This window comes from Fictibacillus arsenicus (assembly GCF_001999465.1).
GTDB classification, from domain to species: Bacteria; Bacillota; Bacilli; order Bacillales; family Fictibacillaceae; genus Fictibacillus; species Fictibacillus arsenicus.
Map to the genome: position 1 here is coordinate 71,576 of NZ_MQMF01000004.1, position 23,274 is coordinate 94,849.

Here is a 23,274-nt window from a genome sequence, read left to right on the forward strand (position 1 = left end):
ATTCACCTCTTATGAAGGCGGCCCTAAAGGAACTGAAGGAACTGAAGGAAGATCAGGATCAGGAATTTGAGGAGCCGGACCTATATGACCGCCTGTGTTAAATAATTGTGAGACCGGTTGGATAACGCCAGCGCTGCCGATCTGGAGTACTGAGGAATTTTGAATGCCTTCCACTTTTAATTGCTGAATTACTATCGTCTGACTGACAAACAGATTCATGATTCCTCCTCCTCAATTTCTGGATAAGGATTTTTAAGAAAGTTACGGATATGCTTTACGCGGGATTGCAGGGTCATCTCATTAACTGAACCTATATGAAGAAGAGCTGAGCTTGATACACCGAGAATATCAATTCTGCCCACTCTTATAAAAGGGCATGCGTGAAATGTTTTCTTAATCTGAACTGCCGGACAAACAGGAACAGTGACAGGCTGCGAAAAAATGTCATACTTGTTTAATGGGATATCGAACCTGCCAAAATCTGTACGCTCTCGCTGAATAGCAAGAGCAGCAGAAAAACATTGAATTTTTTCCGTATCCCCTGTCTGGAGTATGGAAGATGAGGCAAGTGAATTTAAGATCACTTCATCAACTGCAGATGTTCTATACATTTTCTCACCTCTATAGCGGAACGAGTGATGTTCCCAAAACAAGCGACTCAGGCGGAGTGTCAAACGCTGATCCTAGATTGATGCAATCTACATCTCCTACTAAAACAACAGAGGAAAGACCCACTCCGATGATGTTGATCTCACCAACAAACAGCTCATGGTTGGTTACGCAAAATTTCACTCTCTCCACCTCCGTCTGTCTTTGAATCTTTTAAGTGAACGATGAATGTTTCAATTCCCCGGTAGATATCTTCTTTCGTTTTTTGAAGAATATCTTTGCGGCCCCGCTCATCTTTTGGTTCATATTTTGTAAGATAATGCTTAATTCTTCCCGGCACCTGACGCTGAACATCCTCCAAAATAAAAACACGGTATGATTCATCAAGCGGAACATTTATTTTATTTTCAAGAGATTGCAGATACACAGGAGCTTCTTTTATAAAAAATTCATCCATCGCTTTTATCATTTCACGGTAATTAGGATTTTCTATCACACTGCGCTCCATCTTTCCAGGCATTTGAACTGTATTCTGACCGATATTGAATTGCTCGATTAAATCTTTGCTTTCTGCGGAATGGCCAATGCCGATATGAAGGGTTCCCTCAAGTTTTTCTACTTTTAATTGATCAAACTTGTACTCTACCGTTTTAGGTTCATCAGCGAGTACAGTAACCTGCTGTTTAAGCTTTTTTATCTGAAGTTCCAAAGCTTTAATTCTGTCATTCTGGTCTTCGAGCATCTGTTTCAACTTGACTAAATAATAGTTGTTCTCCTCGTTCATACAATCATCAGCTCCTTAGTAAGATGTATGCCTTCTTGCTAAGGAATTTGCATGTCGCTTAAAAATTTGTAGTGTTAGTGTTGTCATTAACATCCGGGTCTTGTGTATACGTCACGTTGTAGCCATTATGCAAACGAAGATTATCACCTGTATTAAATGAACCAGCACCTGCATACGTTTTTGCATAACTAACCGGGCAGATCGTCTGGACGTCACCTACATGAAATACGGAACCGCTAGATACAGAGTTTACAGAAATCTTTCCTACGATAGCCGGCATACACGTTCAGTCCTTTGTAAGGTTCTCCTCATATGCTATGCATACGCCCATCTTCCTGTGATAAAAAACATCCATTCACCTTTAGGCTCCTACCTACATAAGCTATCTCAAAGGGACGACGTCACACTCGTAAAACCTTTTTTTATAAGAAGGAGGTGTTAAAGTGCCCTGTTTGATTGTTGCACCTATCAACATCAATGCGGCAGAAGGGGTTGTGAACTTCGGCGACACGCTAGTGATCAACCCTAAAACTACAGGGAAAGGGTACAATGGCGCTGGCGGCGGAAATACAGGGAACTTTATACAGACGATCTCTGTTGTCAGTGCTACAAATACGTTAGATCCTGATGTTTTTGATTCGAATAATGCCGGAAATGCGTAGGGGGAATAGCGGATGTTTGGAAGAGGTCCTTTAAATCCTTTCTCTAATAACCGATCTATGGATGACTGGCTTAAATCGTTTGAACAGTTCGTCAACAAAGGGTTAACTCAGTTTGAGCGTTACGCTGACCAGATATCATTTGATGTAGATACCGAAGAGACAGCTCAAGATTATAAAATCTATGCCAATCTTAAAGCTTATAATCCTGAAGATATCCAAATTGAAGTTTTGAACCAGGGTCTTCAGATAAAAGCACAAAGAGAAGAAATTAAATCGATGAAAAATAAGCGTACAGGACATTTTCAAGAGAGAAAGTACTTGAAACGAACAGAACGATTTGTACAATTGCCTTTTATGTTTAGAAACGAGGATATAAAAGCTCAGTACAATAACGGCATCTTAATGATTACCGTAAATAAGGGGAATGGAGAACCCGCTAACCCGACTGTTCCGATTGAGGTTGCAAATGAGAATAATGATAGTGAATTTGAAGAGTAAAATGTGAAGGCCCCTCTTTATCAATAGAGGAGCCTTTTCTCAATTTATCTGCCTAATGTAGGGGCCAGCCATACTTCACCTGTTCCTTCAAATACATGTAAATAGCCTTCCCCGCTCGTTGCAGATCCAACGATGGAAGAAGATGCACGCTTGACTGAAAAATCGATGTCTCCTTTTCTAAGAAGAGCGAACGTACCGTCTACTTGAAGTTTTTCATCATTCAACTGTACTTTCATAATCTGGTCTAGCGGTACAGGACTCTGCAGCACACAAAAGCCCGATCCCTTTAATTTTGTCTGAAACAGCCCATCATCACCTTTGATAGAAGACGTTAGCTTTTGTCTGGAGACACCAAGCTGTACGGTAGGCTCAGCGGCATAAAACATTCCTTTATCTGCAACTACTTCCTCTTCGTTAAGGTTCATTAAAAGGTAATGTCCATATGAAGGCTCTAAATAGATCTCACCCGTACCCTCGTAGAGTGGCTTGAACAAGGATTCATCCGTCAGGATATTTGAAGCCATCTTTTTCATAAAACCGCCAACACCGCCTGCGTTGCTTTTCAGCTGCAGATCACCCTTCATAAACTGCAGAGCACCTGCTTCAGCCTGAACAGCTCCTTGGCGAAGGGTAACCCGGACTTGTTTCAGCTTAACTCCCGTTTCCTTTGCATAATAAGAAGAACTGGACCCGGCACTCGTTACAGGCAATTTTTTATATTCAAGGACTTCAAACGTGGCACGGCGCCCTTCTTGTTTTTCAATTACGGTGAATAGAGAATCATTCATGTTATCGTCCCTCCTTCTAACTAGGATACCAAAGAGTCTCTTAACCTAGTCAAAGCATGGTATAATTCACATAAAATTATCAAAAAAAGAGAGGCGTGATTTTTTTATGCAAAATAAAATCATTCTAGTCACTACAGATTCTTTTGGTACTGGCTATGATCCTGCCCTTGGCGAAAATGTGATGGAAACGTATTTTACTGTTTTAAAACAGCAGACGGATCTCCCGGCGGCTATCTTTTTTATGAATCGCGGTGTTTACTGCCTGACAGAACAATCATTGTGCTCCCTTCACCTGAAAGAAATTGAAGAAAAAGGAGTAAAAGTGTTTGGCTGTAAAACTTGCGTCGACCACTACAATGTCGAAAATGAACTAGCAACTGGAGAAATCTCAGGAATGGCACATTTTGTAGAGCTTTCAGCAAAATACGAAGTTATCACGATTGCTTAATACATAATTTAATTGATTGGGGTTGTCCCAAAAGTAAGGTAAACTTACTTTTGGCAGCCCCTAATTTTTTATTTTTTTCAAAATAAAAAATAGATAAAATCGCCAAATTTTAGTTATCTAATCGAGTTTATTAGATAACCTGCTATTTTATAACGATGTACTATCCAAATAGGTTTAAATAAAATAAGGAATGACTAAAAAGTTTTTATACTTTTAGTCATCCTCTTTCTTTTTCCTTTTTAGAAATACATGTGATTCATTAACCGAACAAAAAATGAAATCAAGTTAAATGTTGTACACGCGAGACGGACACGAACGTAAAAACGCACAACCCCAACGTCGGGAGTGTGCGTTTTTACATTTATCTGCGTTTCTCTTCAATGATTCTCTTCTCATGCGATGTTGGTTCTTCTCTGATTACAGTCTCTCGGTGCACGGGGTCTTTTCTGACTGTGAAAAGTCGTTTAAGCAGCATGCCCACCACTCCATAGACAATAATCGCTATGATGGTCGACAGCTCTACAACAAAACCATTTGCAAGTTCGATGTTCGGGAATATGGCTTTGAAAGGCAGCAGCAGCGGCTCACTTAATCCGTATATTAGCTGAGCAAAGGCGGCTCCTTCATTTGCATTGAATAACTGAAAAATGAAACGTAAAACTAAAATTAATTGAATTATGCCTACAATAAATGAAATAATCGTTGCAGGTACGGAACGTCTCATAACAATTCCCTCTTTTCAGTGGATTTGCTCATAAGATACCCGTAAATTCTACAAATTAAGCATTCGTTGCAGGCTTTAATGTCTTTTCGTAGTTTGCAAGCCATCGTTCTGTAAAATTCACTAGTTCCACTTGCGGAATCAGACGGCATTCTGCTAATCCTGCTTTCCCTTTTTTTACTGTGTGACCTGCTTCCTCATATGCATTGCCGATCTCTTCAAAAAGTTCCTCACGATAAGAAACTTGAGTAAAAGTCTTCCAAACGCGCTGGCCATCCAGATAATATGGTCCTGCGTTCTCTTCTGTTTTTGGGTTAGGAACACGGTGTTCTGCCAGATGCATCGTCGTATTAGAGTCATAACCCACGCCGATTAAAAGAACGTGGCCACCTAGTTCATACATTTTCCCAAGCGGTGAATCCTCTCCTAAAGCAAAATCCAGAGTTTGACCGTTTATGATTATTTCTTTATTTTTCCCCCACGCTGCAAAAGATTCAGTAGGGTGATTGCTTCTTATCACGCCAGGAAACGTCCGAAAAGCTTCAACAACCGCTCCCATAAAAAAGGTTGGCGTAACTTCCGGATCAAAGGCAGGCATTTCATCTCGGATGACCGGCCACCATTCTTCAGGTACAGGAGGATTCAGCCAGCCTGCCGGATCTGAGTAATGAGCGGTATGTGCAGGCATCACAAGTGTCCCTTCTTCTGTAAGTACGTCCATTAAAGCTTGTACAACTGCAACTGGTCCGCCAACTACCCAGCCTAGCGATTTTAGTGAGGAGTGCACGATTACCGTCATGCCCTTTTTCAAACCAAGATTGCGGAAATCCTTTGCTAAAGAAGACCTCGTTTTAGGAAAATCTGTTTTTAATTCCATTCCGTTCACTCTTTTCTTTGGGATCTTTTTTTTAATGATTGTTGTTTTAAATATCTTTTTTCCAAAATCTTCATTGAAATAAGTTGATTGGAGCATAAGGTGCGAGACTCCTGCGGGATCAGCGGACAGGTGAGACTCCTAAAGGCGCAAAGCGCGAGGAGGCTCACCGCCCGCCCCGTGGAAAGCGAGCAACCTGTAGCGGAAATCAACTGCTTTCAAGCAACACAATGTTTATGAAAACAGCCCTTTAATATTTTTTTTATTATAACAAGCAATTGGATGAATTTGGTGATGATTATTATTGATTGATTTTGGTTGAATTTGAATGTTTTTGATTGAAAAATGTAAGGGCTTACGTTAAACTGAGGTCAATGAATGAAGATTGTTGGAGGTTTATAAAATGTTAACTCCTGAAAGGCACCGTAAAATTATTGAACGATTAGGCGAAAAGCAAGTCGTTACTATACAAGAACTAGTCGAAGCAACATCCTCTTCCGAATCCACAATCCGAAGAGATTTGAGCCAGCTTCAAAAAGAGAAGAAGCTTAAACGAGTTCACGGCGGCGCTTCTCTTCTGCACCAAAAAAGTGAAGAGCTAAGCATAGTAGAAAAGTCAGCAAGAAATTCTTTGGAAAAAGAGAGGATCGCAAACTTTGCCGCAATGATCGTGAATGATGGCGACTGTATCTACATCGATGCAGGAACGACAACTCACCTCATGATCCCACATTTAAAGGATAAGGCGGTCACAGTGGTAACAAACGGCATTTCTCATCTTGAGGCTTTGACTGAACATCAAATTACGACGTATTTAGTCGGCGGTCTCGTTAAACCAAAAACAAAAGCACTTGTCGGCAGCGGAGCACTTAACAGCTTAAGCTCCTACAGGTTCGATAAATGTTTCTTAGGGATAAACGGCATCCACCTTGAGGCAGGATTCACTACCCCTGACCCTGAGGAAGCATCAGTAAAACGGATGGCACTTTCTCTTTCGCAAGAAGCTTTTATTCTGGCGGATCACAGCAAGTTTAACGAAGCATCGTTCTCGAAAGTTGCTGATTTACATGAAGCTGTCATTTTAACAAACGAAATGGACGAAGACGCTGCTTATGATTTTGAAGATAAAACAGAAATAAGGGTTGTGACACCATGATATATACTTGCACACTCAATCCATCCATTGATTACATCGCAAGAGTAAAAGACTTTAAAGAAGGCGATTTGAACCGGACAGAAACAGCCCAAATGTACCCTGGCGGAAAAGGAATTAATGTTTCGAGAGTTCTTAAGCGTCTGGGAATTGAAAGTACTGCTCTAGGATATACCGGTGGATTTACGGGAGAATTCATAAAAGATTTTCTCACAAATGAAACGATTACCCATGATTTCATAACAGTTTCGGATCTTACGAGAATCAACGTAAAACTCAAATCCGAAAAAGAAACAGAGATTAATGGACTTGGACCAAGTATCTCTTCTTCCAATCAGGAAGAACTGCTTGAAAAGATAAACAGTATGAATGAAGGTGACTTTCTCGTTTTAGCGGGCAGTATCCCTCCATCTATCACAGAAGATTTTTACGGAGAGATTGCAGAAAAATGCTTTGAAAAAGGTGTAAAAGCAGTTATTGATACAGCAGGAACCGCACTTTTAAAGACTTTTCATCATAGCCCCTTTTTAATAAAACCTAATCATCACGAGCTGGGCGATCTTTTTCAAACTAAGATTGAAAGTATTGAAGATGCGGTTTTTTATGGGAAGAAATTGCTGAATGAAGGTGTGGAGAATGTCATCGTTTCCATGGCTGGCGAGGGAGCAATCTTCCTTAATAAACAGCACGCTCTTCTTGCTAATGTACCAGCAGCTGGAACTGTAAAAAATTCTGTTGGCGCAGGAGATTCAGTAGTAGCTGGTTTTCTATCACAGATTATCCTGCATAACGATGTTCAAACCGCATTTAAGTACGGAGTCGCTTCAGGAAGTGCTACTGCATTTTCTGAGGATCTTTGTACAAAAGACTTAGTTGAAAAATTAAAAAATGAAATCTCTATTAAAGAGATATAAAGCTTTACCTTTTGGGGAGGTAGTTACTATGAAAATCACAGATTTACTTACGAAAGATACTATTATCTTAAACCTGGACGCCCGTTCGAAAGAGTCAGTGATAAACGAACTTATCGAACAGATGCATGCTGCGGGCAAGTTAAATAATAAAGAAGAGTATAAGAAAGCGATTTTAGCGCGTGAAAACCAGAGCACAACAGGTATTGGCGAAGGCATCGCAATCCCGCATGCTAAAACAAATGCCGTCAGCCAGCCTGCAATAGTATTCGGCCGTTCTCAAGATGGTATTGATTATGATTCATTGGATGGTCAGAACGCTCATTTGTTCTTCATGATCGCAGCTTATGAAGGCGCAAACAATGATCACTTAGCCACCCTTTCAAGACTATCAAGTTTTTTGATGGACACAGAATTCAGAAAAAAACTCGAAACCGCTGCAACGAAAGAAGAAATTCTGCAGGCTATTGACGCAAAAGAGAAAGTGATGCAAACAGAAGAAGACCCTATCGTTTCAGCATCACGTCAAAAGATCTTAGCGGTTACCGCTTGCCCGACAGGCATCGCCCACACATATATGGCGGCCGATTCCCTCAAAGCAAAAGCAAAAGAAATGGACGTAAATTTAAAAGTTGAAACAAACGGTTCGAGCGGAATCAAGAATGGCCTGACAAAAAAAGATATTGAGGAAGCCGACGCGATTATAGTAGCAGCAGATAAGCAGGTAGAAATGGACCGTTTTGACGGAAAGCATGTTATTCAGGTTCCCGTTGCTCAAGCGATCAGAAAACCAAAGGAGCTAATTCAGCAGGCACTTGATCAAGATGCACCTGTTTATAAAAGCACAGGAACCTCTCGATTAGATGAAAAAAATAACACATCGAAAAGCGGAAGATCAGGATTTTACAAGCATTTAATGAGCGGTGTATCAAACATGCTTCCTTTTGTTGTCGGCGGAGGGATCTTGATTGCCATCTCATTCATTTTTGGAATAAAAGCCTTTGATCCTAACGATCCTTCCTACCATCCGATCGCTGAAGCGTTGAATACGATTGGCGGCGGGAATGCTTTTGCATTAATGATTCCTGTACTTGCCGGATTTATCGCGATGAGTATAGCGGACAGACCTGGATTTGCTCCTGGTATGGTCGGCGGTTTCATGGCTGCAACAGGCGGAGCTGGATTTTTAGGGGGATTGATTGCTGGTTTCTTAGCTGGTTATCTGGTTCTTGGTCTAAAGAAAGCCTTCAGTACATTACCAGGTTCACTAGAAGGCATCAAACCTGTTCTTCTATATCCGTTGTTCGGTATACTGCTTACTGGCCTTATTATGATGTACATTGTAATCGAGCCTGTAAAAGCACTGAATGATGCACTAACAGTATGGCTGAAAGGAATGGGGACTGGAAACCTCGTATTGCTTGGGTTGATCTTAGGTGGAATGATGGCAATTGATATGGGTGGTCCGATCAATAAAGCTGCCTTTACTTTTGGAATCGCAATGATTGATGCTGGCAACTTTGCGCCTCATGCTGCGATCATGGCTGGTGGAATGGTACCGCCGCTTGGACTTGCCTTATCAACCACATTATTCAAAAAGAAGTATACGAAAGCTGAAAGAGAAGCCGGTAAGACAAACTACATCATGGGTGCTTCCTTTATAACTGAAGGAGCTATTCCCTTTGCAGCTGCCGATCCGGGACGTGTCATACCTGCAGCAATCGCAGGTTCAGCTGTCGCTGGGGCACTTTCCATGATGTTTGGCATCGGGTTGCCTGCACCGCATGGCGGAGCATTCGTCATTCCGATCGTAAACGGCAATCCTCTTCTGTACGTATTGGCTATTGTAATTGGTGCAGCGGTTACCGCGTTTATCGCTGGACTTCTAAAGAAAGAAGTTAAAGAATAAAGAACAAAAGAGGGTGACTCCGTATCCGGAAACCCTCTTTTTCTTATGTGGAGTATTTTTTGGTGGAAATTTTACGGTACTTGTTCTTTTCTTTATTACACGTTCGCCCAATAGCGATGGAGTTTCACCCTAACTTAAGCACGTTTCGTCCCAAGTAGTCATGGTTTCGCCCCATCTGCTTTAAGTTTCACCCCATGAAGCTTCATCTTCACCCCAAGCATTATTTCTCGCCTAAAAATCCGTGGGAATGGCGAAGAAAAAGACTCAAAAGGCTTCTTTCAAAACCAGTTGAGTCTTAATAATCTTACTTTATGCAGCTGCATGTTCATCTTTATCTGCTTGTGATTTCTTCTGGCCGATGCTCCAGCCTGTGTACGCGAGCAGCAATGTAAACATTGGTGATAACCATAGGAACAATGCGTATGGGATGTAGTCAATGACTGAGACTCCAAGTGTTGACGCGAAGAAAGCCCCACTCACACTCCAAGGTACGAGCGGATTCACGAGTGTCCCCCCATCTTCCACTGTTCGTGACAAGTTCTTTAATGGTACACCTGATTTTACGTATGCATCTTTTAACGCCTGCCCCGGCAACAGAATCGATAAGTACATCTCGCCTGCAAGCAAGTTTATTCCTACTGAAGAAGCTAATGTTGTTGCAATAAGCTTCCCTGCTTTTTGCGCTGTATTTTTCACAGCACCAAACAATAGATCAAACAGTCCAAGTGCTTGAATCACTCCGCCTAACCCTAATGCGATGAGCACGAGTGAAATCGACCACATCATCGACAATAAGCCGCCTTTGTTAACGATGCTGTCTACTGTTCCATTTCCTGTTTCCGTCTGTAAACCGTTCTGCATCACGTTCATCACTTTTTGCACAGTCAGATCGGGTATTAAGAAAAATGAAACCGCAATAGAAACGACCACACCTGCTAATAGAATCGGAATGATCGGCAATTTTCTAAATGCTAAAACCAGGACAACGATCGGCGAGATCAGAGTTACTGCATGAATCGGAAATTCATTAGAAAGTACGGATTGAATCTGCTGGATTTCCTCAAAATTAGCGGCTCCCGTTCCTTTTCCACCAAGCACAAAAAATGTTATTGCCGTTAGTATGAATGCGGGCACAGTTGTCCACATCATATGGCGAATGTGTTCGAACATGTTCACACCGACAACACCTGGTGCAAAGTTAGTGGAATCTGATAATGGCGACATCTTATCTCCAAAGCATGCTCCGGAAACAACTGCCCCTGCTGCCAATGCTGGATTCACACCTAACACGTGTCCGATTCCCATTAGAGCGACACCAACCGTACCAACCGTTGTAAAAGAACTTCCCGTAAACGATGAAACGATCACTGTAATTAGGAGTGCGCTGACAGCGAACCATTCGGGCTGAATGATATCCATACCGTAAAACAGCAGCGTAGGAACTGTTCCGCTCAGCATCCAGCTAGCAATGACCAGACCAACCGTTAAAAGAATCATGATCGGCTGAAGACCTGCGATAATTCCGTTAAACATACCCTTTTCGAGGGTTTTCCAGCTGGCTCCAAATGCCGCACCAACTGCGGACAGTAAGACTAAACAAGCAAGCAATGGAATGTGTGGTTCAACTTTTATAAAAACAAGACTCGTAAACATAACAGCAAAAATCGCTGCAAATAATACGAGTGCTATCGGTAATGAGATTTGTTTTTTCATAATGATGATCTCTCCGTTCGTATGAATCATAAGTTCACTTACACGCTTAAACGCTTTTATGCGTTGAAGTGAATGAGTAACTGTTTTACATACTAACGGACTTTACATATGCTGTCAACACTTTAAGAGTGGTAAATTAAAGTAAAGACTAGTATTGGAGGGTGTTCAATTGTATAAAATTCGAAGTTCTGTGAAGGCGTTAATCATACATAATCATCACCTACTCACGATTGAAAAACAAAACGGTGATAATAAAAAATACATAATGCCCGGCGGCGGACAGGATTTTAATGAAACACTATCAGACGCTGTTGCCCGTGAATGTATGGAGGAACTTGGCGTGAAGGTTGAAGCTGGCAGGCTTCTGTGGGTGCGAGAGTTTATTAGTAAAAATCACATTTCTGATCAGCTTATGGACAATCAAGGACACATTGTAGAGCATATTTTTGAAGCTTTTTTGAAGGAGATTCCAGAGAAATTTGAACCGAAGCAGCCTGATTTTACTCAAACAGCAGTTGTTTGGCTGCCGATTGACCAGCTTTCGGATGTTAACTACTATCCTAAGGAGATGATCCCGATGATTCAAGGGATAAATAGCGGTAATGGTGCACTTAAGGTGTATGTGGGAGATATAAATTAGTGGCATAAGATGATGAATCCGAAAGTTTTGCAGCTGAATCCGAAAGTTTTAGGTGTGAATCCAAAAATTTTGCTCTTCAATCCAGAAATTTCAGGGGTTTATCCACGAGTTTACATTTGCCGACAATATCCGACACACTCTCACACGCAATAAAACTAACAAAAAAGAGCGAGGCATTTATCCCCTCGCTCCTTAATACTTCTATCTTCCCCGCCTCGCAAAATCCACAAACCGAAATTTATCTAATCTGTGACGGGACTCCGTATATTGAAATAGGCTCGCATCGTCTAAATACACAAAGTTTTTTACAACAACAATGTGCTGAAATCCATCTAGGTCCAGCAAACGTTTATCCTCTTCTGTACATTCAACGACTACGATTTCTTTTTTCGCAAAGCTGATCGTTAATCCCAGCTCTTTTTCTAAATACGCGTAAATTGATTTTTCACCGATTTCTTTCGACAGCTTCGGAATGTATTTTTTCAAAAAGAAATCCTTGTCCAAAATGATGGTTTCCCCATCAATTTGTCTCGAACGAATCACTTTCCAAACAAGTTCATTCGAATCAGCCTGAAGCTGCTGCTGCAAAAAGCTGTCTGGCTCAATCAATCCAAATTCATGAACGGTAGTAACACTGCTTTTGCCCATCGTTTCAGACAGCTCTTGAAAGCTGACTAACCCCGAAACAGGAAAACTGAACTTGTTCGTCTCAAGGACGATCGAACCTTTCCCCCGGATTTTTTGAATAAACCCGTTTTGTGATAAAAGGTTCAGCGCCTTTCTAACCGTCTCTCTTGATGTTTCATAGCGATCTGCAAGTTCGTGTTCAGATGGAAGCTGGGTGTTAGCCGTAATAATACCTTCTGCAATTTGTGAAGAAAGTTCTTGATAGATTTCTTGAAATTTATTTTTTCGCATCACTATTCACCATGCTTATTGTAGCATTATTTTTTTAAGTGAAAAACGACTGATTCATACGGTCTCATCGTGAATGAAGAAAAATCTTCTGGCGCAGAATCATAATTGCTTATCAATACATCTGCTTTATAGCCTGCAACATTTTCTTCAAGCAAAGTGAACGTAGTCTCCTTGCCATAAAAATTATTAACAACAAGCAGTTTTTCGCCATTATCACCATTACGGAAATAAGCAAAAATTTCAGGGTGATCCTCTAAAATAAGCTCATAATCGCCATATGTCATAATGTCCAGATCTTTTCTGAGCTTATTCAGTTTTTGATAATGATAAAAGACGGATTTCTCATCCTTAACAGCCGCTTCTGCATTGATTTCTTTATAGTTCTTCGCAACCGGAATCCAAGGCTCACCTGATGTAAAACCAGCATTCTTGTCGTCATTCCACTGAACTGGCGTACGCGAATTATCACGCGATTTATGCTTCAGAATTTCTAAAATCTCATCTTCATTTCTTCCTTGATCTTTTAAGAGCTGGAACATGTTCAAGGACTCCACATCGCGATACTGCCCGATCGAATCGAACTTCGGATTTGTCATGCCGAACTCTTCACCTTGATAGATGTAAGGCGTACCTTGCATCATGTGAATTGTAGTTGCAAGCATTTTTGCTGATTCTACACGATACTTTCCATCATCCCCATAACGGGATACGATTCTTGGCTGATCATGGTTGCACCAAAAGAGTGCATTCCAGCCTCCGCCTTTATGCATCTCGACCTGCCATGTGGACAAGATCTCTTTAAGCTTTAAGAAATCAAAATCAGCAATACTCCATTTTTCACCGTTCGGATAATCCACTTTTAGATGATGAAAGTTGAAAGTCATGCTTAACTCTTTACGTTCTGGATTCGTGTACTTTACACAATTGTCGATCGTTGTAGATGACATTTCTCCTACGGTCAACACATCATACTTCGAGAATACCTTTCTGTTCATCTCCTGCATATATTCGTGAACGCGCGGTCCGTCTGTGTAAAATTTACGGCCATCACCAGGTGCCACTGATCCATCATCATCAGGAAACTCTTGATTTTTTGAGATTAGATTAATAACATCCAGACGGAAGCCATCAACACCCTTCTCAAACCAAAAGTTCATCATCTCATAAACCTTCTGGCGGACCTCTTCGTTCTCCCAGTTGAGATCAGCCTGCGTAACGTCGAAGAGATGAAGATAATATTGTCCTGTCTTCTCATCTAATTTCCATGCAGAACCTCCAAATTTAGAAACCCAATTCGTCGGTTCACCTCCATCAACAGGGTCCTTCCAAATGTAAAAATCTCGATACGGGTTGTTTTTAGAAGAACGGGACTGCTCAAACCATTCATGTTCAGTGCTCGTGTGGTTTACGACAATATCCATGATGATTTTCAGATTACGTTTGTGCGCTTCCTCAAGCAAACGGTCAAAGTCTTCCATCGTTCCATATTCATCAAAAATTTTATAATAATCACGAATGTCATATCCGTTATCACGCTGCGGAGAATCATAGATCGGGGTCAGCCATACTACATCAACCCCTAAGTTCTGCAGATAATCCAGTTTATCAATAATCCCTTGAATATCTCCAGTTCCGTTTCCAGTTGTATCGTTAAAGCTTTTCGGATAGATCTGATAGACAACCGATCGTTTCCACCATGGTTCGTTCTTCATTTTTTCACCGCCATGTTTTTTTTCAATTATTAATGAAAACAACCGGAAATCAAAGTTCATCCGGTTGTTTGATTTTAATTGTTTTTCGTTTACTTCTTATCTTTTTTCAATTTCGCATAGAAATAAGTCAGTACAAATGGCACGACGATTACGATTCCCATTCCGATAAAGAATGATCCCCAGCTGCCAGGCAGGATGGATAGGAATCCAGGAATTCCGCCTACACCAATGGAAGATGCTTTTACGCCGGCAATCGTAATCACGATACCTGCGATTGCAGAACCTATCATCGCAAAGATAAATGGATATCTAAAACGTAAATTTACCCCGAACATTGCAGGTTCTGTGATTCCAAGATAAGCAGATATAGCTGATGTTCCAGCAAGACCTTTAAGCTTTTCATCACGCGCAGCAACGAACATGGCAAGTGCAGCTGACCCTTGTGCGATGTTTGATAAAGCAAGCATCGGCCATAAGAATGTACCGCCAGTATTTGAGATAAGCTGCAAGTCGACAGCTAAGAACGTATGATGCATTCCTGTTACAACGAGAAGTGCGTAGAATCCTCCATAAATCAATCCGCCTAACCAAGCAAAGTTATCAAAAATAGATACGAAGAAGTCTGTCACGGCATTTCCAATCGAGAACGTAATCGGACCGATAACGATAAATGCTAAGAATCCTGTTACTAATAATGTGATTGGTGCAACTAATAACAGCTGCAATGAATCAGGAATACGCTTTTTCAAAAAGAGTTCGATTTTAGCCAGCACATAAGATGCAATTAGAACTGGTAATACTTGACCTTGATAGCCGACTTTTTCAATCGGCAGACCAAACAGATTCCATGTCGGAATATCTTTTGTTTTTCCGTAGTCCCAAGCATTTAATAGATCTGGATGGACAAGCATAAGTCCAAGTACGATACCAAGCAAAGGACTTCCGCCAAATTTCTTTACCGCTGACCACCCGATTAAAGCTGGCAGGAACACGAAAGCAGTATTCGCGATCAGGTTTATAATTCCAGCAAGATCTGCCCAGTTTTTATGAACATCAATAAATGATTTCTCGTCATAAAAAATACCTGGTCCAGTCAGAATGTTGTTGATACCCATCAATAGACCTGCTGTAACGATGGCCGGAAGGATTGGGATAAAGATGTCAGCTAATGCTTTGATCGCTCGTTGAAGCGGATTCAGTTTTTTGCTTGCTTCGTCTTTAATGTCTTCTTTTGTAGCCCGTCCTGTACCAGTAATGTCGATAAATTCGTTGTATACTTTATCAACGGTTCCTTGTCCGATAACTACTTGATACTGACCGTTTGCTGAGAACGATCCTTTCACTAGATCAATATCTTCGAGTGCTTTCTCATCTACTTTTCCTTCATCCTTTAATGCGAGGCGAAGACGTGTGACACAGTGTGTAGCTGCAGATATATTATCTTTACCGCCGAGAGCATCGACAATTTGGTCAGCTGTTTCGCGGATTTTGCTCATTAATGTTCCCTCCTAGAAACCGTTTCCATTTCTGCTGATAAAAAAGGACTTTATCGTTCCTATACCCTTAATTATCATGTGATGAAAACTTGTACTTTAATCAAACTGCTGTTTGAAGCGTTTCCAATAAATCAGAAACTTGTATATACATATTACAGAAATAATTTAACCTGTATATACAAATAAGTCAACTCATTCGATTAAATGGTGTTATTTACTAGCAATCGCAACTTTTCCTTTTCCTATTTTCTTTTGATATAATCTGTTACAGAAGCAGAAAAGAACTGAAAAGGAGATCATAGAATGTCACCTAAAAAAGCACTTACTATCGCAGGCTCTGATACTAGCGGCGGAGCAGGTATTCAAGCAGATTTAAAAACATTCCAGGAGCTAGGCGTTTACGGCATGACAGCACTTAACGTTGTAGTCGCTCAAGATCCGCATCGCGACTGGTTCCACGAAGTATTTTTACTTCCGGCTGATATGTTTAAAAAACAACTGGAAACGGTTGTAGCAGGAATCGGAGTTGACGCATTAAAAACTGGTATGCTCGCATCTGTAGAAGCTATTCAAATTACAGCTGATCTTATTGAAAAACATAATCTTCAAAACGTTGTAATTGATCCGGTAATGGTATGTAAAGGAGCAGAACCACTGCACCCTGAACTGGCAAGCACACTGCAGAACATCCTTGTACCGAAAGCAACAGTTGTTACTCCTAACCTTTTTGAAGCAGCTCAACTCGCTGGCATGGAACCAATTACGACTGTCGAACAGATGATGGAAGCAGCTCATAAGATTCAAGCAAACGGCGCAAAATACGTTATCGTAAAAGGCGGCGGCAAGCTGGATCACGAAAGTGCTGTAGATGTTTTATATGATGGAAACGAGTTCGAAGTTTTAGAATCAGAAAGAATTGAAACAACGTGGACTCATGGAGCGGGTTGCACGTTCTCAGCTGCAATCACAGCTGAACTTGCAAAAGGAAAGTCTGCCCGTGAAGCGATTCTTACGGCAAAAGATTTTATTACAGAAGCGATCGCATCTGGTTTTGAATTGAATCAATACGTAGGACCAACGTGGCACGGTGCATACCGCGATAAATTGAATAAGTAATATTCATCATAAAATGGCTGTCCAAGAAGTAGTGTTAACCTACTTTGGGCAGCTTTTGTTTTTTATTAAAAGATTGTTGCTACTGAGAGATTTTGACGAAGTTCTTCATTGGATGGTTAATCGGAGCGTAAGGGCGAGACTCCAGCAGGATGAGTGGGACAGGTGAGACCACTCAATGTCGCGAGGCGACGAGGGGGCTCACCGCACACCCTGCGGAAAGCGAGTCCTGTAGCGGAGGTTAACCTCTTTCAAAAGCAACATTGTTTACATAAACAACCTCTTTTTTTATCCCAGGCATATCATACACGATTTCTGCTGTTTTGAATTATAATAAGTACATCTATCATAAGCAGGAGTGTGAAGTATGCAGCCTATTCAAGCTAATGACGTCCAGAACGCACTGGATCAACTTATCGGTAAAGAACTTTATTTGCATTTGGAAACGACTAATGGCGCTTATGCCAATCACAATAATGAATCAGTACTTACTGTTAATGCATATATCCGAAACGGAAAAGTCACACCTTTGTCCGGAAAGATCATGGGAATCGGTCCTTTTCGTGTCGGGTTAAAAATCGAACTTGGCTGGATCTATGCAGAAGGGTTAACACATTGGGAAATCGACTCAGAAGGCAGACTGCTACTCGCCGGTCATGATCAGGAAGGCCGTCTTGCTGTTGCTCTTCAACTCAGCACTTCCCCATTTGATGTATAAAGGAGGTAATCATTCATGAACGATCACTTATTAGTCATCTTTCCACATCCTGATGATGAAGCTTTCGGAGTTTCAGGGACAATTGCCAAACACACGAAAAAAGGTTCACCCGTTACTTATGTTTGCCTTACTTTAGGTCAAATGGGAAGAAATATGGGAAACCCGCCTTTCGCAACTCGTGAATCCCTTCCACTCATCCGTCAAAAAGAACTGGAGAATGCTTGTGCAGCAGTCGGTATTGAAGATTTGCGGCAATTTGGTCTTCGCGATAAGACAATTGAGTTTGAAGATGAACAGCTTCTCGCTGATCAATTTTTATCTGTAATTGATGAAGTAAAGCCAGCAACGATTATTACTTTTTATCCGGGATACAGCGTGCACCCCGATCATGAAGCAACGGGAAGAGCCGTAGTTCGAGCGGTTAAAAGCATGGCTGAGTCGGAACAGCCAGAGCTTTTGTGTGTAGCTTTTGCCAGGAATTCTGAGGAGGACCTTGGTGCACCTCACATCGTTACAGATGTTTCCGATGTTTTTGAAGATAAAATGAACTGCATCAAAGCGCATCGCTCTCAGACACAATGGCTTGTTAATAGCGTAGAAAAAGATCCTGCGATGCTGGAATGGGTTCAAAAAGAAAGATTTTGGCGCTATCCGTTATAATTTTTAAGCTTTAGAATCCGTTGCCATGCTGGGCTTCCGGATTCTTTTTTTATGCTTAATAACTTGAATTTTCAAAAAAATGTACAAATCCATGTGGCATTTTTCTCCTATTGTGGTATACTAAATGTAACAAATCGTTCACATTTTAGACGCTAATTTGTCAAAATTGTAAGCGTGTACACTACTTCAAGGGGTTGATATGTAATGGATGTATTCATGGTTTATTTGTTTGTAGCAACTGCGACACCGCTGTTTTTGTGGAATGATAGTCGTAAGCTTGCACTGGCACAGATACCGTTTATCGCCCTGTTATGGACTTACGTAGGATTATTTATGGCATATGACAGCTTAAGCCTGTTTGTTCATAGTTTCTTTATAACGGTATTTATTGCAAACGTCGTTTTTGCTCACTATGCAGCTTACGTTGTTTGGGGCCGTCCATACTTGGCAAAACGCAAAATGGAAAAAGAATATTAAGAAAAGACATTAATCCCCTCTATTAATTAGAGGGGTTTTTGCATTTATTGGTAAATTAAACATAAAAAATTTCACTGTATATCGCTGCTCATCAGTCCCTCATCTCCCCTCACCCCCTATAGCGTATATATCCCCTTTTTCTTCTATTTTCTTCACTTTTTGCCCGTTTTCTACACTATCTCACCAAACACTGTTGTCATAAAATCAGACCATGTTATACTCAGTAACGTTGAATTTTTGACCGGAAAAGTAAATAAAAAAAACTAAAAACTAACAAACAAAACAGGAGTGATTAACACCAGATATGGCTTTTAATGAATCAAAGAATAAACGTATTGTAATAAAGATTGGTTCCAGCTCATTAACGAGCGGACTTGGTGATATCAGCAGACGTAAATTAGAACGCCTTGTAGATGAGGTCGTTAAATTAAAAGATGAAGGACATGAAGTATTGCTGGTTTCATCCGGCGCAGTTGCAGCAGGATACAGAAGACTGGGATGCTTAAATCGCCCAACTACTCTATCCGAAAAACAAGCAGCTGCTTCAATCGGACAAGGTCTTCTAATGGAAGCTTATTCTGAAAGATTTGTGTCACACGGCTACACAGCTTCACAGATCTTGATCACTAGAAGTGACTTCTCAGACCGCAATCGTTATCACAACGCGCGAAATACAATAAATGTTCTATTAGACCGCGGCATCATTCCAATCGTGAATGAAAATGATACGGTAACAGTCGAACGATTAAAGTTTGGAGATAACGATACACTTTCTGCTAAAGTGGCAGGACTTGTAGATGCAGATCAGCTCATCATCCTTTCTGATATTGACGGTCTATATACAGAAGACCCAAGAAAAAATCCAGAAGCTCAACTTTTAACGAAAGTAAGCGAAATTACATCAAAAATCGAGGATTCGGCTGGCGAACCCGGCAGTGCTGTCGGCACAGGCGGAATGCGTTCAAAAATCGATGCAGTCAAGATTGCAATGGCATCAGGCATATCCTCATTCCTTGGTAATGCAACAGCAAATGACATTATTCATAAAGCAGTAACAGGAGAGGCACGAGGAACTTACTTCGTACCTAAAAAGAACGAGTTCAATCTAGATACAAAATTGCAATGGATTGCATTCCATTCAGGACCTGAAGGCGAAATCGTCGTAACCAACAAAGCAAAAGAAGGAATTGATGACCTGAAGAGCCTATACCCAACTGGAATCCACTATGTAAGTGGACACTTTAAAAAAGGTTCTGTCGTCCGCATTAAAGACTTAGACGGCAATGAAGTTGGATTAGGTGTTTCTAACTATTCATCAAAACAGCTTATTAAAATCAAAGGCTTCTCGACAGACGAATTGGAAGACGTTGGTCCAGAAGAAGCGATCAACAATGATGATTTAGTGTGCCACACACGTTTAGCTGTACCGATTCACTAAGATTTTTTGATGGGATTTAAACAAACGTTTAAAAATAACAAGGAGGCGTTGGATGAGTACTTTTAAAAGTACAACCAAACCATTGATTGTAGAAGACCAGGCAAAGCTGGCACAAAAAGCTTCAAAAAAGCTTGCTTTACTAAGTGAGAAAGAGAAGAACGAAGCTTTATTAGTAATCGCAGATGTTTTAGAAAAAGAGTCAGATTTCATTTTACAAGAGAATAAAAAAGATTTAGAGAACGGTGAAGAAAAAGGCTTTTCAGACGCTCTAATGGACCGTCTGCGCCTGACTTCTGACCGTGTAAAAGAATTTGCTGACGGTCTTCGCGAAGTTGTTGAACTTCAGGATCCTGTTGGTGAAATCTTGTCAGGATGGAAGTTAGATAATGGCTTAAAAGTTGAACAAGTACGTGTCCCATTAGGTGTAATCGGCATGATCTATGAAGCACGTCCTAACGTAACTGTCGATGCTACTGGCTTAGCACTGAAATCAGGCAATGCTATTGTTCTTAAAGGCGGATCGAATGCGATTCATTCAAACTCAGCAATCGTATCTGTCATTCAAAAAGCATTAGCTGACACAAAGATTCCTGAGGACGCTGTACAGTTCATCGCTTCAACAGACCGTGAAGCTGCCGGACAGTTGTTTACGATGAAAGAGTACATTGATGTGCTGATTCCTCGCGGCGGAGGAAAGCTGATTCAGACAGTGGTTGAGAATGCGACAGTCCCTGTTCTTGAAACAGGTGTCGGTAACTGCCACATCTATGTCGATCAGTTTGCAGACGTTGAAAAAGCACTGGCTATTTTAGAAAATGCAAAAACTGACCGACCTGCAGTGTGTAATGCAGCCGAGACGTTCATCTTCCATGAAGCATGGTTAGAGCAAAATAAAGATCGTGTCGCTGCATTATTTGATAAACACGGGATCGAAGTTCATGGTGACGAAAAGGCTGCTGAGATACTGCCTGACGTTATCCCAGCTACTGAAAAAGACTGGGCTGAGGAATACTTAAGCCTGGCTGTAGCTGTAAAAGTCGTTGGATCCGTTGAAGAAGCTGTGGCTCACATTGAGCGCTATGGCACGAAGCACTCTGAAGCTGTGGTGACAGAAGACGCTGAGACGGCGGTAAGTTTCTTGAATGCCGTTGACGCAGCTGCTGTATACCAAAATGCTTCAACACGTTTCACAGACGGCTCAGCGCTTGGATTTGGAGCTGAGATCGGAATCTCGACACAGAAGCTCCATGCTCGCGGGCCGATGGGTCTGCCAGCATTAACGACGATTAAATATCGTATGATTGGTGATGGGCAGGTTAGATAAAAAAATATTATGCTTGGCGGTCGCCAAGTTTGAAAGCAGTCTCGCTTTGGCGGGGCTGCTTTTTTGTTGTTTTTTAGGCAGGTAAAACTTCTGTTAAGGAGAATAGTTAGGTAGCAAAGGAGGTCGTCAATGCTAGTTAAAGATCGTTCAAAGTCGATTAGAATCAAAAAGTTAGAGGTTTTTCAGCGGCGTTTAATTCAAAACCACCCGAAGCTTTTAACCATTGCTGATGAATTAGGCGGAAGACTCGCAGGACATCATGGTGAACAATCTTAATGATTATTTAGCGCACGTACATATTCTTAAGCGCGTATAAACCTCCCTGAGCGCGCATAAGTCTCCCTGAGCGCGCATAAGTCTTCCTGAGCGCGCATAAATCTCCCTGAGCGCGCATAAATCTTCCTGAACGCGCATAAATCTCCCTGAGCGCGCATAAGTCTCCCTGAGCGCGCATAAATCTTCCTGAACGCGCATAAATCTCCCTGAGCGCCCATAAATCTCCCTGAACGAGCATAAATCTCCCTGAACGCGCAAAATCCCTCAGTCAAAGTATAAAAGGATAGCCCTGGGCTTCAATTCTTTACAAATATCGAAGGCTCTCGCCAAACGAGAGTCCACATCATCAAAATTCCACACAAAAAAAGCCTCCTGCAACCAAGCAAGAGGCTTTCTCATTCATATTAATGACTTCCATGCTCCTCAGACTTCTCTTCTCCACCATGCTCACCATGGTTTTCGGTCTTCGGTTCGTCATGTTTGTCGTGTTTTGCGTGTCCTGCTGTCATTACCCAGACAGAGCCGACAACGATTACGATCGCTACGAAAGCTGCAAATAGGATGTTACCTACCTGTACGCGGCCCGTAAGCTTAGTGCTCGTTGAATTCTCTGTTAAGTGCATGAACATCAGGAGCTGCAGTGCTGCCTGCAAGAACGCAAATCCGAAAATAATAATTAAAATCCAAGTCAGTGATAAATCAGTTTCCAATGCGACCCATAGTGCGACTAGCGTCAACACGATGGAAAGCAAGAATCCAATCAAGTGTTTCCAAGGGAATCCGCCATGTCCATTAGCTGCTGTTTTGTTAGCCATGATGCATCACCATCCCCATCAGATAAACGGCAGTGAAGATGAAAATCCACACAACGTCTAAGAAGTGCCAGTATAGACTGGTGATGAAAACTTTTGCAGAAGTGGCTGGCGTCAAACCGCGCTTAGCCACTTGGATCAATACCATCGTTACCCAGAAGATACCGAACGTTACGTGGGCACCGTGCGTACCTACAAGAACAAAGAATCCTGACCATGCTGCACTTGTACCAATGTTTGCACCCTCATGAATGAAGTGCAAGAACTCCTGAATCTCGAAGTAAAGGAATCCGAGACCCAACCCAAGAGTTATAATCATCCAAAGCATCAAGCCTTTTACATTATGACGGCGCATTTCGTGAACAGCCAGTCCGCAAGTGAAACTACTTGTTAGAAGCAAGAATGTTTGGATCAGCAAACTCTTTACTTCAAACAGTTCACCAAGAGCTGGACCGTCTGCAATACGATGCGTTAAAACCATATACGTTGCAAATAGCGTTGCGAATAACGCAACCTCTGCCCCTAGGAAGATCCAGAAACCGAGAATGTTAAGGCGCCCGGTCTCCGAACGATACTCTAAAGGCGTGTTGGGGTCGTGTGTTTCTGCATGTGCCATTTTT

The 23,274-nt window shown here is 41.5% G+C and carries 28 protein-coding genes; 14 read left to right on the plus strand and 14 right to left on the minus strand.

The window, feature by feature from the left end:
- Positions 1-9: 9 nt before the first annotated feature.
- The 5 genes from UN64_RS16600 to UN64_RS16620 are packed head-to-tail and all read right to left on the minus strand — an operon-like array spanning position 10 to position 1,673.
- The gene (locus tag UN64_RS16600; protein ID WP_077364826.1) at positions 10-219 is read right to left on the minus strand and encodes a spore germination protein GerPB; all 210 of its coding nucleotides are present in this window, start codon (positions 217-219) and stop codon (positions 10-12) included.
- A complete protein-coding gene (locus UN64_RS16605; RefSeq protein ID WP_077364828.1) occupies positions 216-611 on the minus strand; it encodes a spore germination protein GerPE in 396 nt (131 codons plus the stop codon). The genes UN64_RS16600 and UN64_RS16605 overlap by 4 nt, the downstream gene beginning before the upstream one ends.
- Before the next feature lie 10 nt (positions 612-621).
- Positions 622-792 carry a spore gernimation protein GerPD gene (locus tag UN64_RS16610; protein WP_077364830.1) on the minus strand — a complete coding sequence of 57 codons (171 nt, stop codon included), beginning with the start codon at positions 790-792 and terminating at the stop codon, positions 622-624.
- Positions 767-1,393 (minus strand): spore germination protein GerPC, encoded by a 627-nt coding sequence (gene gerPC, locus UN64_RS16615; protein WP_077364832.1) that lies wholly within the window; start codon positions 1,391-1,393, stop codon positions 767-769. The genes UN64_RS16610 and gerPC overlap by 26 nt, the downstream gene beginning before the upstream one ends.
- Positions 1,394-1,451: 58 nt before the next feature.
- Positions 1,452-1,673: a spore germination protein gene (locus UN64_RS16620; RefSeq protein ID WP_077364834.1), complete on the minus strand. Its 222-nt coding sequence runs from the start codon at positions 1,671-1,673 to the stop codon at positions 1,452-1,454.
- A 163-nt stretch (positions 1,674-1,836) separates the two neighbouring features.
- Here UN64_RS16620 and UN64_RS16625 point away from each other — a divergent pair, with 163 nt between their 5' ends.
- Complete coding sequence (locus tag UN64_RS16625) at positions 1,837-2,055, plus strand: spore germination protein (RefSeq protein ID WP_077364836.1); 219 nt, start codon at positions 1,837-1,839, stop codon at positions 2,053-2,055.
- Between the two features lie 12 nt (positions 2,056-2,067).
- Positions 2,068-2,553, plus strand: a complete 486-nt coding sequence (locus UN64_RS16630; RefSeq protein WP_077364838.1) for an Hsp20/alpha crystallin family protein — start codon at positions 2,068-2,070, stop codon at positions 2,551-2,553.
- 44 nt (positions 2,554-2,597) lie between these two features.
- On the opposite strand, the gene UN64_RS16635 is transcribed toward UN64_RS16630, so the two are convergent.
- Complete coding sequence (locus UN64_RS16635; RefSeq protein WP_077364840.1) at positions 2,598-3,341, minus strand: AIM24 family protein; 744 nt, start codon at positions 3,339-3,341, stop codon at positions 2,598-2,600.
- Between the two features lie 106 nt (positions 3,342-3,447).
- Between UN64_RS16635 and UN64_RS16640 the strand changes: the two genes are divergently transcribed.
- Positions 3,448-3,789, plus strand: coding sequence for a DsrE family protein (locus UN64_RS16640; RefSeq protein ID WP_077364842.1), 342 nt, complete (start codon positions 3,448-3,450; stop codon positions 3,787-3,789).
- A 361-nt stretch (positions 3,790-4,150) separates the two neighbouring features.
- On the opposite strand, the gene UN64_RS16645 is transcribed toward UN64_RS16640, so the two are convergent.
- Together UN64_RS16645 and UN64_RS16650 are read right to left on the minus strand one after the other, a co-directional pair.
- Positions 4,151-4,513: a YggT family protein gene (locus tag UN64_RS16645; RefSeq protein ID WP_066286073.1), complete on the minus strand. Its 363-nt coding sequence runs from the start codon at positions 4,511-4,513 to the stop codon at positions 4,151-4,153.
- A 55-nt stretch (positions 4,514-4,568) separates the two neighbouring features.
- Complete coding sequence (locus UN64_RS16650) at positions 4,569-5,387, minus strand: AAC(3) family N-acetyltransferase (protein ID WP_077365186.1); 819 nt, start codon at positions 5,385-5,387, stop codon at positions 4,569-4,571.
- A gap of 400 nt (positions 5,388-5,787) precedes the next feature.
- Between UN64_RS16650 and UN64_RS16655 the strand changes: the two genes are divergently transcribed.
- From UN64_RS16655 to UN64_RS16665, 3 genes are read left to right on the plus strand one after another with little or no spacing between them, the layout of a single operon-like run.
- The gene (locus tag UN64_RS16655) at positions 5,788-6,540 is read left to right on the plus strand and encodes a DeoR/GlpR family DNA-binding transcription regulator (protein WP_077364844.1); all 753 of its coding nucleotides are present in this window, start codon (positions 5,788-5,790) and stop codon (positions 6,538-6,540) included.
- A complete protein-coding gene (gene pfkB / locus UN64_RS16660) occupies positions 6,537-7,451 on the plus strand; it encodes a 1-phosphofructokinase (RefSeq protein WP_077364846.1) in 915 nt (304 codons plus the stop codon). The genes UN64_RS16655 and pfkB overlap by 4 nt, the downstream gene beginning before the upstream one ends.
- A gap of 28 nt (positions 7,452-7,479) precedes the next feature.
- Positions 7,480-9,357: a PTS fructose transporter subunit IIABC gene (locus UN64_RS16665; RefSeq protein ID WP_077364848.1), complete on the plus strand. Its 1,878-nt coding sequence runs from the start codon at positions 7,480-7,482 to the stop codon at positions 9,355-9,357.
- 309 nt (positions 9,358-9,666) lie between these two features.
- Here UN64_RS16665 and nhaC read toward each other — a convergent pair whose 3' ends face one another.
- Entirely contained in the window at positions 9,667-11,070 is a 1,404-nt protein-coding gene (gene nhaC / locus UN64_RS16670) for a Na+/H+ antiporter NhaC (protein ID WP_077365189.1), read from the minus strand.
- A gap of 169 nt (positions 11,071-11,239) precedes the next feature.
- On the opposite strand from nhaC, the gene UN64_RS16675 reads away from it, so the two are divergent.
- Positions 11,240-11,710, plus strand: a complete 471-nt coding sequence (locus UN64_RS16675) for an NUDIX domain-containing protein (RefSeq protein ID WP_171978952.1) — start codon at positions 11,240-11,242, stop codon at positions 11,708-11,710.
- Positions 11,711-11,911: 201 nt separating this feature from the next.
- Here UN64_RS16675 and treR read toward each other — a convergent pair whose 3' ends face one another.
- From treR to treP, 3 genes are all read right to left on the minus strand, one after another.
- Complete coding sequence (gene treR, locus UN64_RS16680; protein WP_077364852.1) at positions 11,912-12,628, minus strand: trehalose operon repressor; 717 nt, start codon at positions 12,626-12,628, stop codon at positions 11,912-11,914.
- Between the two features lie 26 nt (positions 12,629-12,654).
- Entirely contained in the window at positions 12,655-14,340 is a 1,686-nt protein-coding gene (treC, locus tag UN64_RS16685; protein ID WP_077365192.1) for an alpha,alpha-phosphotrehalase, read from the minus strand.
- Between the two features lie 89 nt (positions 14,341-14,429).
- A complete protein-coding gene (gene treP, locus UN64_RS16690) occupies positions 14,430-15,836 on the minus strand; it encodes a PTS system trehalose-specific EIIBC component (RefSeq protein ID WP_077364854.1) in 1,407 nt (468 codons plus the stop codon).
- A 303-nt stretch (positions 15,837-16,139) separates the two neighbouring features.
- Between treP and pdxK the strand changes: the two genes are divergently transcribed.
- The 7 genes from pdxK to UN64_RS21005 all read left to right on the plus strand — a co-directional run bounded on the left by pdxK (position 16,140) and on the right by UN64_RS21005 (position 21,842).
- Positions 16,140-16,952 (plus strand): pyridoxine/pyridoxal/pyridoxamine kinase, encoded by an 813-nt coding sequence (gene pdxK / locus UN64_RS16695; RefSeq protein WP_077364856.1) that lies wholly within the window; start codon positions 16,140-16,142, stop codon positions 16,950-16,952.
- A 364-nt stretch (positions 16,953-17,316) separates the two neighbouring features.
- Positions 17,317-17,667 carry a YojF family protein gene (locus UN64_RS16700; protein WP_077364858.1) on the plus strand — a complete coding sequence of 117 codons (351 nt, stop codon included), beginning with the start codon at positions 17,317-17,319 and terminating at the stop codon, positions 17,665-17,667.
- Between the two features lie 15 nt (positions 17,668-17,682).
- Entirely contained in the window at positions 17,683-18,327 is a 645-nt protein-coding gene (gene bshB2, locus UN64_RS16705; protein WP_077364860.1) for a bacillithiol biosynthesis deacetylase BshB2, read from the plus strand.
- A 204-nt stretch (positions 18,328-18,531) separates the two neighbouring features.
- A complete protein-coding gene (locus tag UN64_RS16710) occupies positions 18,532-18,804 on the plus strand; it encodes a spore morphogenesis/germination protein YwcE (protein ID WP_077364862.1) in 273 nt (90 codons plus the stop codon).
- A gap of 304 nt (positions 18,805-19,108) precedes the next feature.
- Positions 19,109-20,242, plus strand: a complete 1,134-nt coding sequence (gene proB / locus UN64_RS16715) for a glutamate 5-kinase (RefSeq protein ID WP_077364864.1) — start codon at positions 19,109-19,111, stop codon at positions 20,240-20,242.
- A gap of 52 nt (positions 20,243-20,294) precedes the next feature.
- Positions 20,295-21,566, plus strand: a complete 1,272-nt coding sequence (locus tag UN64_RS16720; protein ID WP_077364866.1) for a glutamate-5-semialdehyde dehydrogenase — start codon at positions 20,295-20,297, stop codon at positions 21,564-21,566.
- 129 nt (positions 21,567-21,695) lie between these two features.
- Positions 21,696-21,842: a hypothetical protein gene (locus UN64_RS21005; RefSeq protein WP_171978953.1), complete on the plus strand. Its 147-nt coding sequence runs from the start codon at positions 21,696-21,698 to the stop codon at positions 21,840-21,842.
- A gap of 404 nt (positions 21,843-22,246) precedes the next feature.
- Here the strand turns inward: UN64_RS21005 and qoxD are convergent, their stop codons facing one another.
- Positions 22,247-22,657, minus strand: a complete 411-nt coding sequence (gene qoxD, locus UN64_RS16730; protein ID WP_077364870.1) for a cytochrome aa3 quinol oxidase subunit IV — start codon at positions 22,655-22,657, stop codon at positions 22,247-22,249.
- Positions 22,650-23,270 carry a cytochrome aa3 quinol oxidase subunit III gene (qoxC, locus tag UN64_RS16735; protein ID WP_077364872.1) on the minus strand — a complete coding sequence of 207 codons (621 nt, stop codon included), beginning with the start codon at positions 23,268-23,270 and terminating at the stop codon, positions 22,650-22,652. Before qoxC ends, qoxD begins: the two co-directional genes overlap by 8 nt.
- Positions 23,271-23,274 lie beyond the last annotated feature (4 nt).

Excerpts from the sequence above, each read along its gene's own strand:
- UN64_RS16720 (WP_077364866.1), top strand. The coding sequence starts at position 20,295 with ATGAGTACTTTTAAAAGTACAACCAAACCATTGATTGTAGAAGACCAG.
- pdxK (WP_077364856.1), top strand. The coding sequence starts at position 16,140 with ATGTCACCTAAAAAAGCACTTACTATCGCAGGCTCTGATACTAGCGGC.
- proB (WP_077364864.1), top strand. The coding sequence starts at position 19,109 with ATGGCTTTTAATGAATCAAAGAATAAACGTATTGTAATAAAGATTGGT.
- UN64_RS16650 (WP_077365186.1), bottom strand. The coding sequence starts at position 5,387 with ATGGAATTAAAAACAGATTTTCCTAAAACGAGGTCTTCTTTAGCAAAG.
- gerPC (WP_077364832.1), bottom strand. The coding sequence starts at position 1,393 with ATGAACGAGGAGAACAACTATTATTTAGTCAAGTTGAAACAGATGCTC.
- pfkB (WP_077364846.1), top strand. The coding sequence starts at position 6,537 with ATGATATATACTTGCACACTCAATCCATCCATTGATTACATCGCAAGA.
- UN64_RS16640 (WP_077364842.1), top strand. The coding sequence starts at position 3,448 with ATGCAAAATAAAATCATTCTAGTCACTACAGATTCTTTTGGTACTGGC.
- treC (WP_077365192.1), bottom strand. The coding sequence starts at position 14,340 with ATGAAGAACGAACCATGGTGGAAACGATCGGTTGTCTATCAGATCTAT.
- UN64_RS16630 (WP_077364838.1), top strand. The coding sequence starts at position 2,068 with ATGTTTGGAAGAGGTCCTTTAAATCCTTTCTCTAATAACCGATCTATG.
- treR (WP_077364852.1), bottom strand. The coding sequence starts at position 12,628 with ATGCGAAAAAATAAATTTCAAGAAATCTATCAAGAACTTTCTTCACAA.
- UN64_RS16700 (WP_077364858.1), top strand. The coding sequence starts at position 17,317 with ATGCAGCCTATTCAAGCTAATGACGTCCAGAACGCACTGGATCAACTT.
- UN64_RS16600 (WP_077364826.1), bottom strand. The coding sequence starts at position 219 with ATGAATCTGTTTGTCAGTCAGACGATAGTAATTCAGCAATTAAAAGTG.
- qoxD (WP_077364870.1), bottom strand. The coding sequence starts at position 22,657 with ATGGCTAACAAAACAGCAGCTAATGGACATGGCGGATTCCCTTGGAAA.
- UN64_RS16710 (WP_077364862.1), top strand. The coding sequence starts at position 18,532 with ATGGATGTATTCATGGTTTATTTGTTTGTAGCAACTGCGACACCGCTG.
- UN64_RS16655 (WP_077364844.1), top strand. The coding sequence starts at position 5,788 with ATGTTAACTCCTGAAAGGCACCGTAAAATTATTGAACGATTAGGCGAA.
- UN64_RS16635 (WP_077364840.1), bottom strand. The coding sequence starts at position 3,341 with ATGAATGATTCTCTATTCACCGTAATTGAAAAACAAGAAGGGCGCCGT.
- qoxC (WP_077364872.1), bottom strand. The coding sequence starts at position 23,270 with ATGGCACATGCAGAAACACACGACCCCAACACGCCTTTAGAGTATCGT.
- UN64_RS16665 (WP_077364848.1), top strand. The coding sequence starts at position 7,480 with ATGAAAATCACAGATTTACTTACGAAAGATACTATTATCTTAAACCTG.
- UN64_RS16605 (WP_077364828.1), bottom strand. The coding sequence starts at position 611 with ATGTATAGAACATCTGCAGTTGATGAAGTGATCTTAAATTCACTTGCC.
- UN64_RS16645 (WP_066286073.1), bottom strand. The coding sequence starts at position 4,513 with ATGAGACGTTCCGTACCTGCAACGATTATTTCATTTATTGTAGGCATA.
- UN64_RS16620 (WP_077364834.1), bottom strand. The coding sequence starts at position 1,673 with ATGCCGGCTATCGTAGGAAAGATTTCTGTAAACTCTGTATCTAGCGGT.
- UN64_RS21005 (WP_171978953.1), top strand. The coding sequence starts at position 21,696 with ATGCTAGTTAAAGATCGTTCAAAGTCGATTAGAATCAAAAAGTTAGAG.
- nhaC (WP_077365189.1), bottom strand. The coding sequence starts at position 11,070 with ATGAAAAAACAAATCTCATTACCGATAGCACTCGTATTATTTGCAGCG.
- bshB2 (WP_077364860.1), top strand. The coding sequence starts at position 17,683 with ATGAACGATCACTTATTAGTCATCTTTCCACATCCTGATGATGAAGCT.
- treP (WP_077364854.1), bottom strand. The coding sequence starts at position 15,836 with ATGAGCAAAATCCGCGAAACAGCTGACCAAATTGTCGATGCTCTCGGC.